The 14,208-nt window shown below is 61.5% G+C and carries 13 protein-coding genes and 1 pseudogene; 10 read left to right on the top strand and 4 right to left on the bottom strand.

Annotated features, from left to right (window positions below; all coding sequences use genetic code 11):
• Positions 1-145 precede the first annotated feature (145 nt).
• The 6 genes and pseudogenes from sdhC (at position 146) to ATE48_RS08585 (ending at position 4,975) form a co-directional block, all read left to right on the top strand.
• Positions 146-544 carry a succinate dehydrogenase, cytochrome b556 subunit gene (gene sdhC, locus ATE48_RS08615; protein ID WP_066770177.1) on the top strand — a complete coding sequence of 133 codons (399 nt, stop codon included), beginning with the start codon at positions 146-148 and terminating at the stop codon, positions 542-544.
• A gap of 2 nt (positions 545-546) precedes the next feature.
• Positions 547-945 (top strand): succinate dehydrogenase, hydrophobic membrane anchor protein, encoded by a 399-nt coding sequence (sdhD, locus tag ATE48_RS08610; RefSeq protein ID WP_066770175.1) that lies wholly within the window; start codon positions 547-549, stop codon positions 943-945.
• A 4-nt stretch (positions 946-949) separates the two neighbouring features.
• The gene (gene sdhA / locus ATE48_RS08605; protein ID WP_066770169.1) at positions 950-2,740 is read left to right on the top strand and encodes a succinate dehydrogenase flavoprotein subunit; all 1,791 of its coding nucleotides are present in this window, start codon (positions 950-952) and stop codon (positions 2,738-2,740) included.
• A 505-nt stretch (positions 2,741-3,245) separates the two neighbouring features.
• A pseudogene (locus tag ATE48_RS08595) lies at positions 3,246-3,860 on the top strand (LysR substrate-binding domain-containing protein); the annotation flags it as partial.
• A gap of 92 nt (positions 3,861-3,952) precedes the next feature.
• On the top strand, positions 3,953-4,492 hold the full coding sequence (locus ATE48_RS08590) for a hypothetical protein (protein ID WP_156767687.1): 540 nt from the start codon (positions 3,953-3,955) through the stop codon (positions 4,490-4,492).
• A 99-nt stretch (positions 4,493-4,591) separates the two neighbouring features.
• A complete protein-coding gene (locus ATE48_RS08585) occupies positions 4,592-4,975 on the top strand; it encodes a VOC family protein (RefSeq protein ID WP_066770160.1) in 384 nt (127 codons plus the stop codon).
• Between the two features lie 2 nt (positions 4,976-4,977).
• Here ATE48_RS08585 and ATE48_RS08580 read toward each other — a convergent pair whose 3' ends face one another.
• On the bottom strand, positions 4,978-7,104 hold the full coding sequence (locus tag ATE48_RS08580) for an AsmA family protein (protein WP_066770156.1): 2,127 nt from the start codon (positions 7,102-7,104) through the stop codon (positions 4,978-4,980).
• Positions 7,105-7,204: 100 nt separating this feature from the next.
• On the opposite strand from ATE48_RS08580, the gene ATE48_RS08575 reads away from it, so the two are divergent.
• Genes ATE48_RS08575 through ATE48_RS08560 form a run of 4 tightly spaced genes read left to right on the top strand, consistent with a single transcriptional unit; the run spans position 7,205 to position 11,244 of the window.
• The gene (locus tag ATE48_RS08575) at positions 7,205-7,633 is read left to right on the top strand and encodes a hypothetical protein (RefSeq protein WP_066770155.1); all 429 of its coding nucleotides are present in this window, start codon (positions 7,205-7,207) and stop codon (positions 7,631-7,633) included.
• Positions 7,634-7,693: 60 nt separating this feature from the next.
• On the top strand, positions 7,694-9,127 hold the full coding sequence (gene creD, locus ATE48_RS08570) for a cell envelope integrity protein CreD (RefSeq protein ID WP_066770153.1): 1,434 nt from the start codon (positions 7,694-7,696) through the stop codon (positions 9,125-9,127).
• 51 nt (positions 9,128-9,178) lie between these two features.
• Positions 9,179-9,961, top strand: coding sequence for a succinate dehydrogenase iron-sulfur subunit (locus tag ATE48_RS08565; protein WP_066770150.1), 783 nt, complete (start codon positions 9,179-9,181; stop codon positions 9,959-9,961).
• On the top strand, positions 9,958-11,244 hold the full coding sequence (locus tag ATE48_RS08560; RefSeq protein WP_066770143.1) for a glycoside hydrolase family 1 protein: 1,287 nt from the start codon (positions 9,958-9,960) through the stop codon (positions 11,242-11,244). Before ATE48_RS08565 ends, ATE48_RS08560 begins: the two co-directional genes overlap by 4 nt.
• 2 nt (positions 11,245-11,246) lie before the next feature.
• On the opposite strand, the gene ATE48_RS08555 is transcribed toward ATE48_RS08560, so the two are convergent.
• The 3 genes from ATE48_RS08555 to ATE48_RS08545 all read right to left on the bottom strand — a co-directional run bounded on the left by ATE48_RS08555 (position 11,247) and on the right by ATE48_RS08545 (position 14,184).
• Positions 11,247-11,849: a YceI family protein gene (locus ATE48_RS08555; RefSeq protein ID WP_066770141.1), complete on the bottom strand. Its 603-nt coding sequence runs from the start codon at positions 11,847-11,849 to the stop codon at positions 11,247-11,249.
• Positions 11,850-11,941: 92 nt separating this feature from the next.
• A complete protein-coding gene (locus ATE48_RS08550) occupies positions 11,942-13,168 on the bottom strand; it encodes a hypothetical protein (RefSeq protein ID WP_066770138.1) in 1,227 nt (408 codons plus the stop codon).
• Positions 13,169-13,263: 95 nt separating this feature from the next.
• Complete coding sequence (locus tag ATE48_RS08545) at positions 13,264-14,184, bottom strand: GNAT family N-acetyltransferase (protein WP_066774739.1); 921 nt, start codon at positions 14,182-14,184, stop codon at positions 13,264-13,266.
• Positions 14,185-14,208: the final 24 nt, after the last annotated feature.

Genomic DNA, 14,208 nt, shown 5'->3' with positions numbered 1-14,208 from the left:
AAGTCGCCGCGACGCTAGCACGGGCGCCGGCCGGTGCGCAGGTGAATCGACCGGCAACAGCGGCAATTCGATTGATTGACTTGAGGGGCGCCGAGCCTATGTTCCGGCCTGGAATCTGTACCCATATCAAGAACAAGAGGCCCTGATGGCCGGCGCGCCCAGTCCGGAAAACCGCCCCATTGCCCCGCACCTGAGCGTTTGGCGCTGGCACGCGACGATGGCTTCATCGATCATCCATCGCTTCACCGGCATTGGCCTTTATGGCGCGGCGGTCGGCATGGTGATTTGGGTCATGGCCGCTGCGGCAGGTCCCGAGGCTTACGCGTTCGTTCAGATGGTGCTCACCGCGTGGTACGGGCAGGTGGCGCTCTATCTCATCGTCGCTGCGCTCGCCTATCACCTTGCCAACGGCATTCGTCACTTGGTGTTCGACACCGGCGCAGGGCTTACGCCCGCCGATGCTGAAGCCAGCGCCTGGTTCGCTATTCTCTTTGCTGTCGCCGCACCGATCGGTCTGTGGGCGCTCGTGACGTTCGGGGGCTGAAAATGAGCAATTCCGTACGCAGCATGCGCACGCCCCTCGGCCGGGTCCGCCGTCATGGCGCATCCCGGGAAGGGACCGGCCACTTCATCGCCAACCGCGTCACCTCGATTGCGCTTGTTCTGCTGGCGCCTTGGTTTGTGGTTTCCTCCGCACTTTCCATTCGCGACGCGAGCTATCTCGCCACCATCGACTTTCTGTCGGATCCGGTGAATGCGGTCGCGGTGATCTTGCTGATCGCTATCGGCCTCTACCACATGTCGCTTGGCATGCAGGAAGTCATCGTTGATTACATCTTGAAGCCGTTCACGAAGGTGCTGTTGCTGTTCTTGAACGTCGCTTTCCCGCTTGTCCTAGCGGTCGGCGCGATCTTCGCCGTCCTGCTCGTGAATTTCGGAGTCTGATCCGTTGGCCGCTTACACTTGGATCGATCACACCTTTGACGTCGTCGTCGTCGGCGCCGGTGGCTCGGGACTTCGCGCCGCGCTCGGCGCTGCGCAAGCCGGTCTCAAAACGGCCTGCGTGACGAAAGTCTTTCCGACACGCTCACATACGGTCGCAGCGCAAGGCGGCATCTCCGCCGCGCTCGGCAATATGGGTGAAGACAAGTGGCAGTGGCACATGTTCGACACCGTGAAAGGGTCGGACTGGCTGGGCGACCAAGACGCGATCGAATATCTCACCCGCAACGCGCCTGCCGCCGTTTACGAGCTTGAGCACTGGGGTGTGCCGTTCTCGCGGACCGAAGAAGGCAAGATATATCAGCGCGCCTTTGGCGGCATGACCAAGAATTTCGGCGAAGCGCCGATCCAGCGCACCTGCGCCGCGGCCGACCGCACCGGTCACGCCATGCTGCACACGATGTACGGCCAATCGCTGCGCCACAGCGTCGATTTCTTCATCGAATACTTCGCGCTCGATCTCATCATGGATGAAGAGGGCGTTTGCCGCGGCATGACGGCTTGGAAGCTGGATGACGGCACGCTGCACCGCTTCCGCGCGCAAACCGTTGTGCTCGCGACCGGCGGTTACGGCCGTGCTTATCTCTCGTGCACCTCGGCGCACACCTGCACCGGAGATGGCGGTGCGATGGTTCTGCGCGCCGGCCTGCCGCTGCAAGATATGGAATTCGTCCAATTCCACCCGACTGGCATCTTCCCCGCCGGTTGCCTTATCACAGAAGGCGCGCGCGGAGAGGGCGGTTATCTCACCAACTCAAACGGCGAGCGCTTCATGGAGCGCTATGCGCCAACCGTGAAAGACCTCGCGCCGCGCGACATGGTCTCGCGCGCTATGACGCTTGAAATCCGCGAAGGTCGCGGCGTTGGTCCTAACAAGGATCACATCAATCTGCACTTGGATCACCTCGATCCAAAAGTGCTCCATCAGCGTCTGCCGGGCATTTCGGAAAGCGCGAAAGTGTTCGCTGGCGTCGACGTTACGCGCGAACCGATCCCGGTGCTGCCAACGGTCCACTACAATATGGGCGGCATCCCGACGAATTATCACGGCGAAGTCGTGACGAAGAAGAACGGTAACCCGGACGAAATCGTGCCTGGCTTGATGGCCGTTGGCGAAGCGGCATGTGTATCCGTGCACGGCGCCAATCGCTTGGGCTCGAACTCTCTGATCGATCTTGTCGTGTTTGGCCGCGCCGTTGGCCAACGCTGCGCTGAAAAGCTCAAAGCTAACGCTTCGCAGCCTTCACTCGCTGCCAACGCCGGTGACGCGCATCTCGCGCGCTTCGACAAATTCCGTAACGCCAATGGCGGCTCGCCGACCGCGAAACTGCGCGATAAGATGCAGCGCACGATGCAGGAAACCTGCGCCGTCTATCGTACCGGACCGGTCATGGAAGAAGGCGTGCAGCGAATGGAGAAGGTCTGGGCCGAGGCGCCGGACGTGAAGGTCACTGATCGTTCGATGATCTGGAACACCGATCTCGTCGAAACGCTCGAATTCGATAACCTGCTTGGTCAGGCCGTCGTCACCGTAGTCGGCGGGTTGAACCGTACTGAGTCGCGCGGCGCTCACGCCCGTGAGGACTTCCCGGATCGTGATGACGAGCACTGGATGAAGCACACGCTCGCCTGGCTAGACATGAAGACCGGTAAAGCCACGATCGACTATCGCCCGGTGCACACCAACACGATGACCAACGAAGTCGAGTACATCCCGCCGAAGAAGCGCGTGTACTAACGCCGGGGTTGGCCGCGTTCACATAGCGTGGCCGCATCTCCGCGTGTGAAATCCGCAGTCCAGTCGTCTCCCATGTCGCATCGTCGTACGAGAACGCTTGCTCCCAGCGTGCATGGTTCTCGTCTTGGATCGTCCACAGATAACGGACCTTCACCGGGCGATCGCCCACTCGGTCCTGCGCGTAGAACTCGCCGCGATTGCCTTGGAAGCCTCCGACCACAGGGATCGGATCAAGCCGTCCGTCGACGCTGCTGATGAAATAGATCGACCATTGCCGCGCTTCGGGATCGAACAATCTCAACGTCAGTCCTGAGCTGTGGCGCGTCGTAAAGTAGAGTTCATCCACTGTGGCGCCGCCAGGCGCGCCGCGGCTTCAAAGGCCCTGATCGAGGCGAGAGGCGGAAGGTCGACCATAAAGAGGACTTAGCCTCACACCCGAACTGCGCCGTTTGCATCTTTAGGCGCAACGTTCGTTCGCGCGCATGAGGCCGACGAAGCAAATCTCAGAGTCACGGCATTGCCTACGTTTGGTACGGCTTGGCTGACGCCGCGCCTTGGCGCCTTTCGCGCAGCGAACGATGGCGTCAGCATCGAGCTTTCAGAGGCTGCGCGCGATCTCAATGCCGGCAATTTTGATGCTGCCATTCGCAATGGTCACGGCAAGTGGCCTGGTTTGCGGACTGTGAAACTGTTCGACAGTGTCTTCACGCCGCTCTGCAGCCCAGCGCTGAAGCGCGCCGCGCGCGCTATCGTCGATCCGACCAAAGCCTTGGACGTGACGTTGCTTGGGCGGCCGGATTGGTGGGCCGCTTGGTATGCGGGCATCGGGGTCTCAAGCGTAGATCTTGGCAATCGCTTCGGAACGAGGCTGAACGCCGAGCATCTCGACGCGGCTGCCGCAATCGCCGGGCAGGGCGTCACTATTGGCTCGCCGATCCTTTTCGGCAACGATATCGCGGCGGGCCGTCTCGTGCCGGTGCATGACTTCATCGCCGCCGATGGACGCGCATTCTGGCTGGTCTATCCCACGTTACGTGAGCGAAGCCGCAAGATCGCGCGCTTTCGCGAATGGCTATGTGATGAAGCCGGCTCCGTCGTCGCTTACGTTGCGGGGCGCTAGCAACGCCTAGCGTATTGATCGCTACGCCCATCTTGATTGAGTCCGCGCTGACACGCTTCTAAGTTCCCTCCAGGAACAGGGGGAGTTCAATCATGGCGGAGCGTATGAACCTGGCTGCATGGTCGGGTGTGCTGGGGACGTGGGTTAGCATCGCCGCGGCGGGTGTCGGCGGTTACACGGCGTTGCAAACGTACAATGAAGAAGTCGCGAAGATGGAAGACGCGCGCGTCGTTCAAACCTTCGCATTGCTTGAGATGTTCAACAGCAGCGAGCGCTTGCAAAGCCGGCAGCGCGTCATGGAGGCGGCCAACAGCGATGCGCCGCTTGAAGGTCATGACCTTTGGGTGACGCTCGATTTCTTTGATGCTTTGCAGATCTGTGTGGAACGAAATCTCTGCGACCAGGATTTGGCCGTGCGTCTGTTTCAACCTTATGCAGCGCCGATCTGGTCAGGGCTCGGCGATCAAATCACCGTCGGGCGGACGCCGAGCGATCCCAACATGGGCGAAGGCGTGCAATGGCTGGCAAGTCTTCCCGCGCCTGAGACTGCGCCGACGGTTGCGGCCGAACCTCCCGAAGCAGCGCCTGCCGAAACGCCTTCGGCAGACGAGACAACGGAGCCAGGCGAGTAAGCTTCACGACGTTACGGCATGCTTGACGCCCGCCTGCGCGCGGCGCGAGAGATTGCGTCCAGAAGTACAGCCGCGCTCGCGGCAGGGAGAAAATGCGCGATGGCTCAAATTGGTTATGTCTGTCTCGGCACCAGCGATTTCGATCGCGCGTGCGCATTCTACGACGCGCTCACCCCCGAGCTTGGCGGCAAGAAGCTTTTCCCAACGCCGCAGGGCGTGATGTACCGCCTCGGTGGCGGCGCGATGATTATGGTGACGCGCCCCTATAACGGGGAAGCTTCGCACGCGGGCAATGGCACCATGCTTGCGATCAACGTCGATGAGCAATCGGACGTGGCGCGCATTTACGAAAAGGCGCTGTCGCTTGGGGCCACATGCGAAGGTAAGCCGGGCGCGCGTGGTGCGTTCGGTGACTTCGCGTACTTCCGCGATCTCGATGGGAATAAGATCGCCGTCTTCTGGACCGAGCGTCAGAAGAAATAGCGTTACGGCGTCGGTGCGGGCGTGGGAGCATGGGCGTCTTCCTGCTTCTGCGATCCGCGCATCGCGTCCCTCAGCAAGTCCTCAAGCAGATTGCGTGGGCGGGGTTGCTCCGCCGGTTGGGCTGGTTGCTCTGTCGCAGTCTCACCTGAAGCGGGCGGCGTCGCAGGCGTTTCAGCATCGGTCGGCGTCGTTGTTGTGGCTGGCGGCTGCCGGCCGAACAACGCTTCTCCAATACGAGAGAGGGCGCTGCCTTCTTCCTGACGGCTCAGGATATCGCGCAGTTGATTTTGAACGATCTCTTCTACCGCGGGCGCGAAGCTCACGCGTGACCATGGGCCCGACACCCGAAATGGAATGCCATAGCCCGCCAAGCTCGCATCGCCGCCTTGGCCTTGCGCGTTGTTCACCGCGCGCGGTGCAATGCGCATGTCGATGGTCTGGCTGCCGACATTCACGAGGCCTTGCCCATCAAGACGCACGAACGGATTGAGCAGGCGAAGGTTGTCCGTCGCCATTACGCCGTCCGCGACCGCGAAGGTGGCGGAAAGCTCTGCAAAATCCGTCGACGCCGCAGCGCCTACGGCTTGGCCTGAAAGTGCAGCCTGCACGGTGCGCGCGACTTGGGCGAGGTTGACCCCCTTCAGCTCGCCGTCGTTGAAGTTGAATGACGCGTTGCCGCGCAAGCTACGCATGATCGCAGCTTGCGACGCGCCTTGTCCTACCAAAGATGCGGTGAGGCGCCCGCGCCCGGCGATGCGATCGAAGCCAATCGCGTCACGCAATAGCGTTTCCGCCTGGACATTTTGCGCGTTGAGCTCAACGGCGATGCGTGGCACCGAGCCAGAACCATCGGCGATTAGCCGCGCCGTGCCGCCGCCGTCATAAAGCGAAATCCGCGTCAACCGCGCGTCCGCCGCGCCGTTCGCCACACGAAGCCCGAGCGCGACGTTGGTGAATGTCATGCGCTGGAATTGCAACGAACCCAGCCCAAGGTTCAGGTCGGCATCGAGCGCGCGTAGGCCCGTGAGATCGAGCGGATCATTGCTCCACGCTGTATCGACTTCGACGCCATTCGCGCCTTGCTGTGCGGGCGCGGGTAGATAGGTGTTGAGATCAACAGCAGGCGCCGTCAGTGCGCCAGTCACCTGCAAACGGCCACTCTCTTGTGTAACGAGCGTGAGATTGCCGTTGGCGTTGATGTTGTCCAAACGGATCGTCGCATCGGTAAGCGCTGTTGTCTGACCTTCCTGCGCTATTTGCGCATTCAAACTATAATTGCGGAAGCCGCCGCCATCCGGCATGGGCGATCCCATCCAGGCTAGCAGCTGTCGTACGCTATTGCCGCTGGCTTCGAGCGCGCCCTGCAAAGCTCCATTCTCGCTATTGAAAGTGCCGTTGAACGAAGCTTCGAGTGGCGCTGCGTTGACGCGCGCAGTGATTGGCGTTCGCCCCTTCTCCAATACTGCGCGGGGCATACCAATTTCGGCGTCAACGTTCATGCGTTCGCCGCGATAGTCGAGCGCCGCCTGCAATTGCGCTGGGGTGTCGAGCGATTCTAGCGCCAGACTTGCATCGACATCGCCGAGGATGAGTAGCGGATCACCTTCCGCACCTTGAAATGTGATGGTGCCATCGGTCAGCCGCACATCGTCGAGGCGGAGATCTTCTAGCGTGGTTTGAACTTCCGCGGTTTCTTCAGTGGGGAAGGTCCAGTTGTTGGCGCCGTCTTCGCGCGCGACCATGTTCACTTCGGCACCTTCGAAGATCAGCTCTTTGACTTCGATCGCGCCGCGCAGCAGCGGCATCACTTTCACCGCGAAGACGATACGGTCGGCCGAGATGAACGGCGCTTCGGCCGCGTCGACGCCGCCACGGCGGGCGGGGGTATCAAATTCGGCAGGGTTGGAGAGCACGGCGTTGTCGACCGAGAAGCCAAGCGCTGGCCAAAACGAAATCTCGATATTGTTACCAAGAACCAAATCGCGCCCTGTTGCCTCTTCGATCCGCTGTTCGGCTTCGCGCGCCGCTAATTCCTTTGGGAAGAATGCGATGAAAAGAACGATCGCGAGCACGATAATGGCGATAAATCCGCCGACACCGATCCCGATCCATTTCCAATTGAGCTTCATCGCGTAACCCCTTCGCCAGCAAACTTAGTGCTGTCATGGGGCAAAATCGAGCCGCCTGGCGGCTTTGCGGAAACCGCCGCACTGGGCTATCCCGCTGGGAATGGCTGGATTCTTCACAAGTCTGTTCGATGAACTTGGCAACCGGCGCCGCCGTCTCCGTAAGTCGCTTGGCGATCGCGGTCAGGCGTTGGCGAGCTTTGCGGTCCTGGCGGGATTGGTGCTCGGCTCACTCGGCTTGTTTCTGCGTCCCTGGATGATCGATGTCGCGCCGTGGGGTTTTGCACCCCCAGCAATCTTCGTGATTGGATATTTGCTGATCGATTGGCGCCGGCAAGCCGATGTAACGCGCGGCGGCGACGCAGACGTCCTAGCCAATAAGTACGATTGGACCGCGCGTCTGTTTTCTTTCGCTTGCGCACTGGCCGGGGGCGCTGCGTTTGTAATTGCCCTGACTTCGGAGCCGCCACCCCCGCAGATTGAGGAGTGGGCGCCGCCAGAAAGCGCTGTCTCAGTCGATATATCGCCCTGATCGCAGCGAAGATGGTTACACGCGCGCCATGTTGAGCCGGGCGCGCAGGGAGGGACTTCCGTGGCGACCAATCCGATATCGGGCCTGATCCCGCGTGGATCATTGGGCCTGAAGCTTTTGCTTATCTGTTTGCTGGTGCTGGTGATGGGCGTGCCGTTGCTCGTCGTTGGCGGACTTGTGTCCGAACGCGAGAACAGGGCGCGCCAGGTCACCGCCGAACTCGGAGCAGCCGCTGGAGGATCGCAAGTGCTTGGCGGTCCGATGCTGATCGTCCCATACACGCGCAGTGTAGAAGTCACCGATGATCAGGGCCGCACCCAGCGCCGCCTTGATCGCGGCACTTACGTCGTGTTCGCCGAAACCGGGGCCGCTGACACCACTTTGACGGTGCAGAGCCGTCGGCGCGGCATCTATCGCGCTGCGATCTATTCCGCCGCCACCGATTTTGACGCGGCGTTCACGCCGGCCGATGCGCTCACCGGCATCGATGAATCCTATCGATTTGATTGGTCGCAAGCGCGTGTCGTCATGTTCGTCAGCGACAGCCGCGCCATTCGAAACGCCGCCGAGTTGCGCTTCGCCGATGGCTCGACGGAGACCATGGAGCCGATCTCAGATCTGAGCCTCGTGCCTGCTGGTGGCGTTGAAAACTACTCGCGCCCGGGCCTTTTCTCGGCGCCGTCCGCGCCGCTGCCAACGACTTTGCAGGCCTTCGCCGCGCCCGCGCATCTCACAGGCGCGCCGCAGAACTTCACCGTCGAAACGCGGCTGGAGCTTTCTGGTGCGGAGCGCTTTTCGGTCGCGGCGTTTGCGCAGGACACCGCCGTCACCATTCGCGGCGACCGCCGCGATGTTCGTGCCGAGGGCTATTTCCAGTCTCCCGACCCGTTGCAGACGACGGACGCGGGGTTCGAGATCGCGTGGCGCGTCCCGTTGGTTGCGCGCGGAGCCGAGAAGGCGGCCGATCTTTCCTCCTTCAACCTCGGTCTCATCACCGGGCGCGACATGGCGGTGAGCTTCGTGTCATCGGACGATGTCTACAGGGGCGTCGCGCGCGCCGTGGCCTACGGCATCATGTTCATCGGCATCGTCTTCCTGGCCACGCTGATTTTTGAGGCCGTCAGCGGCCGTAAGGCCCACCCGGCTCAGTACATTCTGGTCGGCCTGGCGCAGTGCGTTTTCTATCTGCTCCTGCTTTCGCTGACCGAGATCATCGGCTTTACGACCGCCTTTGTGATTGCAGCGGCGGCAACGGTATCGCTGCTCGGCTACTATGCCGGGGCGTCCTTCCGCTCGGGCGCCATTGGGGCGCGGGCCCTGGCCGGTTTGGCCGTCCTTTACGGCGCCATGTACGTGCTCATGACGCTTGAGGACTTCGCCATGCTGGCAGGCTCAATCGTAGCCTTTGTGGTGATCGCGGCGACCATGATCGCGACCCGCCAGATCGACTGGTACGGCCGCGGTACGACCCCAGCGTCCAACGGACAAACCTAAGACAATTCGCGTGCTTGACGGGCGCTCCGGCGCTCGTCAGGTATGCGGGCCATGGTTGAACTCACGCTACCCAAGAACTCCAAGGTCAAACGCGGAAAGCGCCATAAGGCGCGCGCCGGCGCCAAGAAAGTTCGTGAGTTCAAAGTCTACCGGTACGATCCAGAAACCGGCGAGAACCCCGCCTGGGACATCTACGAAGTCGACCTTACGACCTGCGGTCCGATGGTTCTGGACGCTCTCATCGCGATCAAGAACGACATCGACTCGACCCTGACCTTCCGCCGCTCGTGCCGCGAAGGCGTCTGCGGTTCGTGCGCCATGAACATTGGCGGCCGCAACACGCTCGCGTGCACCAAGGGCATCGATGAGTTGCCGGCCGGCGCGATTACGATTTCGCCGCTGCCGCATCAGCCGGTGTTGAAAGATCTGGTGCCGGATCTGACGAACTTCACCGCGCAATACGCCGCGATCCAACCATACCTGCAAACCGTCACCCCCGAGCCGGATGGTGAGTGGCGACAAAGCCCGGAAGAGCGCGCAAAGCTCGATGGTCTTTATGAGTGCATCCTCTGCGCCTGCTGCTCGACATCGTGCCCGTCCTATTGGTGGAACAGCGAGCGCTTCATGGGACCGGCGGCGCTGCTGCAAGCCTATCGCTGGATCAATGACAGCCGCGATGAGATGCAAGGTGAGCGTCTCGATGCGCTCGAAGATCCGTTCAAGCTCTATCGCTGCCACACGATCATGAACTGCGCGCAGGTCTGCCCGAAAGGGTTGAACCCGGCCAAAGCTATCGCTGAGATCAAGAAAGCGATGGTCGAGCGTAAGCTATGATGTTTCCCTCCGGCTTCGTCTGGGGCGCGGCGACGGCCGCACATCAGGTTGAAGGCGGAAACAGCAACAGCGATTGCTGGGCGCTTGAATACGCCAAACCAAGCTTCTTCATCGAACCTTCCGCCGACGCCTGCGATCACGCCGCCCGCTATGGCGACGATTTAGCGATTCTCGCCGGGCTTGGGCTCAACGCCTATCGATTTTCCATCGAATGGGCGCGCGTTGAGCCGGAAGAGGGCGCGTTTTCGCAAGTGGCGCTCGATCACTATAAGCGCGTCATCGACGCCTGCTGGTCGCGTAATATCCAGCCCGTCGCCACCTTCCATCACTTCACAAATCCGCGTTGGGTCGCGCGCGATGGCGGTTGGTTGGACGAACGCTTCCCGGACCGCTTCGCCCGTTATTGCGAAGTGACGGCAGGCGCATTTGGCGATCAGCTCGCCTATGCGTGCACGATCAACGAAATCAACCTTCCGGACTCGCTCTTTGAGCTGATGGCGAGGGTGAAAGCGAAGTATCCGGATCGCGTCGCCGCAGGCGAGGGCGCGCTTGGCGCCGTGATCGAGTCGTTCTTTCTGTTCTCGGGCGTCGAAGGCTACACAGCGCGCGCCATCCGCGCCCACGAATTGGCGCGTGACGCTGTCAAGGCGGCCGCGCCGCACGTGCCGGTCGGCATGACGATGTCCATTCAGGAATGTGAAGCCGAGCCCGGCGGTGAGGCGGCGGTCGCAGCCTACAAGCGGCGTGTCTATGCGCCGTATTACGAGTCAGCGAAGCGTGACGATTTCTTGGGCGTTCAAACCTACACGCGCATGCGTTTCGGCGCCGATGGCAAAGCTACGCGCCGTCCTCCGCCCGAGGTCGAACTTACGCAGATGGGCTACGAGTATCGTCCGCAGGCGCTCGGCGCTGCGTGCCGCGATGCTTGGGCGGCGACGGGCACGCCGATCATTGTCACCGAAAGCGGCATCGCTACGCAGGACGATAGCCGCCGCCGCGCCTTTATTCGCAGCGCGCTTGAAAGCGTCAGCGTCGCAATGGCCGACGGTGTCGACATCCGTGGTTACGTCTATTGGACCTTGCTCGACAATTTCGAATGGATGAGCGGTTACGCGCCGACATTCGGTCTCGTCGGCGTTGATCGCCGCACCATGGCGCGTGCGATCAAGCCGTCTGCGGTCATGATTGGTGAATTTGCGCGCGCCAACAGCTTAGTTCAAAACGCAAGCGGCGCCGACGAAGTGCTCTCCGCCGGCGCCGCAGTTGGCGTAAGTGATCGCTAAGCTCAGCGCTTCTGGAATTCCGCGTCGATTACGATTTGGGTTTGGCCGCTGATAAAGCCAGGGAAGCTGTAGTCGGCGTTGTTAACCGTGGTCGTGGCGTGAAAGCCGATGACATGTCCGCCGCGCATGCCGCGTCCTGCGCCAATCAGCTCGACATCGAACGTGACGCGCTTGGTGACACCCTTCAGTGTGAGATCGCCTTCGACCTGACCATGCGTTGCATCAGTCTGACGGAATGCGGTCGATACGAACGTCGCAGTCGGGAATTGCTGGGCGTTGAGGAAGCGTTGCTCCTGCAGCTCTTCCGCAAATCCTTCCACCGGCGTCTGGATTGAAGCGGTGCTGACCGTGACGTTCACGCGGTTGGATGCCGGTGACGCCGGGTCCCAAATCAACTCGCCCGCGGTCGGCGTGAAGCGAAAGATTTCATATGAGAAGCCTGCGTGTGGAACCCGCGCAACGACTGCCGTGTGGTTGATGTCCAGCGTGTAAGTGCCCGCCGCCGCCTGGGCGATGTCCTGCGTCTGCGCCAATGTCGGTGTAGCCAAGAAGGCGAGCGCCGCACCGATGAATGCGGCGGCGAATGAGCGACGGTTATGAAACATGAAAATCCCTCGGATAAGCAGGCCCGCGCCCGCGCTGTCTTCAGCTGTGGTGCGCTTAGAGTTGCTGCAAGTCACAGCGGTGTTACCGCCGGCTAGCTCACTGGCGTGCGGCCAAGGCCTGGTGTCCAATCATAGAGCGGGCGCGTGCGGCCGTCATCGAAGCGCACGCCGTTCGGCGCTGTGATGAGCCCGGGCCGTGTGACATCGCCCCGTACCGCGAGTGAGGCGATGCCGTGCACATTGGCGGGGATTACTTCGCCTGGATCGCTGACACCGTTGCGGTTTTCGTCGCGCCACAGCGCAAGGCCGCCAAGCTCGCCGCCGGTGAGTTCGCCATCGCGATTGTCATCGAGGGCGCGCAGCGCTTCGAAACCGTCGCTCCAGAACACGCTCCACGTGCGCTGACCGACAAGGTCGAAGCCCGAACGTATTTCGCCGCGCCATTCCGGATCCCAGACCAGCCACGCCGCGTCCGGCGTCAACCAGCCTTGCGCGCGGCGATCTCCAGTTCCGGCGAAATCGAAGACAACGGACGAGCCTTCGTCGACGAGCTGTGAAAACGGCCGGTCGCGCATCGGCACAACAATTGGCGTCACATAGATGATGGGCTGGCTCGCATCGAGACGTTGACGCAATCGCTCCAATCGCGCGCGATCGCCGCGTGAGGTCGCAAGGTGGCTGAGATGCGCCGCGGTTTCGGTGAGAACCGCATGATCTTCCCAATCCGATTGCGGGCTGGAGAGCCGCGGCAGGCCTCGTTTGATGATGTTGCGCAGCTGCGTGCGCGCTTGGCCTGTGCGCTCCAACCGGTCGAGGACGTATGCGTAGCCGAGGCGGGCGCGCAAATTGGCCGGTTCGGTGCGCAACGCATTTGAATAATGGGCGCGCGCAGCCTCCAAGCGAGCCAGCGCAGATGCGCTTGGAGCAGGTGGCGCTGCGTTTGGCGTTTCCACACGCGGGCCGAGCGCAAAGTTCAGTGCGGCGCAGCGATCATTTGGCCCAAAGGTGGGCAGGCCTTCTTGGGGCGGATAGCCGCGACTTTGGATCTCGGTGCAGAGCGTGCTTCCTGCTTCGTTAAAGGCGTCGCCCTCTGTCACATACGTAAACGCACCATCGTTGCGCGCGTAGGCGAGCAAATTGAGACGCCCAAGCAGAAGTTCGCGCTGCGTAGGCTCAAGGCCTTCCATCGTTTGCACGTTGGCGAGCGCGCGATCGATCGGCGCGTCATAAACTGGTTGTGGCGGTGGAATGTATGGGATCGCGAAGGCGCTGGCAGCAGCCGCAGTCCAGGTCGCAAACGCCAAAATATGGGCGCGCATGGAAGTCCTCTTCTCCCAAACCGGCCCCTCGTACGAAGCATTCTGCGCCGCGTCGGGTGCTCCGTCTATGGAGATATTTTCACAATCGAGAGATTTTAGGGTTGCGGTTTGGGCGGATCGCGCCAGTCGCACTCAGGGCCGTTTGGATCGAACGGCGTGTCTGGCGCATGCGGAAGCACGCGTTCGATATAGTATTTGAGCTTTCGGATATCCCGCGTGCTGTCGCTGCCCACTTGGGCGCTCGGGATCAGTGGACCGAACGTGAGCTTGTAGGTTTTGCCCTGCTTGTTGAGCAGTTCGTGAAACAGCGTGATGTCGCGCAGCTCGGCCGACACTTTCGAGAACGTATGAAACCAAAACGAATAGGGCCCGCTCATGTGAACGGGTAGGATGGGCAATTCATACTTGCGTGCGAGCGAAGCGGCTGTCGGCATCCATTCGGGATCGAGCAGCATGCCATCGCGCATCCGTGCAAGACGTCCCGCCGGGAAAATGCCAAGCGGCCGGTTCGCTTCGAACGCCTCGTCCGTCATCTTCAACGTTACGCGTGTGCGTTCGCGTGTGCGCTTAGCCTGCACCCATTCAACCGGGATCAGCGTTTCGTTGAAACGTGAGCAGACCCGCTCGGCGTCCGAGTTGGCATAGAATAGAACATCAGGCCGCTTGTGCTTCACTGCATCGTAAAGCGCGATCCCATCGGTAATGCCGGTCGGGTGATTGCCGAGAATGATGAAGGCGCCGTCCGCTGGCAGGCGGTCGAGGCCGGTAATGTCGAGCTTGACCGAAAGCAGGTTCGAGATCGCCTCAAGCGCATCGCGGCCGCTCATCGGCGCGATCATGTCGGCCATGCGCACGGCCTTGTCGTAGTTGAGCGCCGTGTAGAGCAGGGGGCGCAGCAACGGCCATGCAGCGCCAGTTGAAAGCTTCGGCGCGCGCTCTTCGATGAGCACGTCAACGATATGCTTAGGCCGCGTAAGCGGTTGGCTCTGTTGGTGCGTAGCGACGGCGTCCGTCATGGTCTCAAATGTCTCGCGAGTCGG

Origin of the sequence: Candidatus Viadribacter manganicus, assembly GCF_001679665.1 — a bacterium.
Taxonomy (GTDB): Bacteria; Pseudomonadota; Alphaproteobacteria; order Caulobacterales; family Aquidulcibacteraceae; genus Vitreimonas; species Vitreimonas manganica.
The sequence above is the reverse complement of the archived record's forward strand: the minus strand, read 5'-3'. Positions and strand labels throughout refer to the sequence as shown.

What these genes read in the sequence shown, in the direction of transcription:
- ATE48_RS08545 (WP_066774739.1), bottom strand. Translation starts at nt 14,184, where the DNA reads ATGACGGACGCCGTCGCTACGCACCAACAGAGCCAACCGCTTACGCGG.
- sdhD (WP_066770175.1), top strand. Translation starts at nt 547, where the DNA reads ATGAGCAATTCCGTACGCAGCATGCGCACGCCCCTCGGCCGGGTCCGC.
- sdhC (WP_066770177.1), top strand. Translation starts at nt 146, where the DNA reads ATGGCCGGCGCGCCCAGTCCGGAAAACCGCCCCATTGCCCCGCACCTG.
- ATE48_RS08585 (WP_066770160.1), top strand. Translation starts at nt 4,592, where the DNA reads ATGGCTCAAATTGGTTATGTCTGTCTCGGCACCAGCGATTTCGATCGC.
- ATE48_RS08580 (WP_066770156.1), bottom strand. Translation starts at nt 7,104, where the DNA reads ATGAAGCTCAATTGGAAATGGATCGGGATCGGTGTCGGCGGATTTATC.
- ATE48_RS08555 (WP_066770141.1), bottom strand. Translation starts at nt 11,849, where the DNA reads ATGTTTCATAACCGTCGCTCATTCGCCGCCGCATTCATCGGTGCGGCG.
- ATE48_RS08575 (WP_066770155.1), top strand. Translation starts at nt 7,205, where the DNA reads ATGGCTGGATTCTTCACAAGTCTGTTCGATGAACTTGGCAACCGGCGC.
- ATE48_RS08565 (WP_066770150.1), top strand. Translation starts at nt 9,179, where the DNA reads ATGGTTGAACTCACGCTACCCAAGAACTCCAAGGTCAAACGCGGAAAG.
- ATE48_RS08560 (WP_066770143.1), top strand. Translation starts at nt 9,958, where the DNA reads ATGATGTTTCCCTCCGGCTTCGTCTGGGGCGCGGCGACGGCCGCACAT.
- ATE48_RS08590 (WP_156767687.1), top strand. Translation starts at nt 3,953, where the DNA reads ATGGCGGAGCGTATGAACCTGGCTGCATGGTCGGGTGTGCTGGGGACG.
- ATE48_RS08550 (WP_066770138.1), bottom strand. Translation starts at nt 13,168, where the DNA reads ATGCGCGCCCATATTTTGGCGTTTGCGACCTGGACTGCGGCTGCTGCC.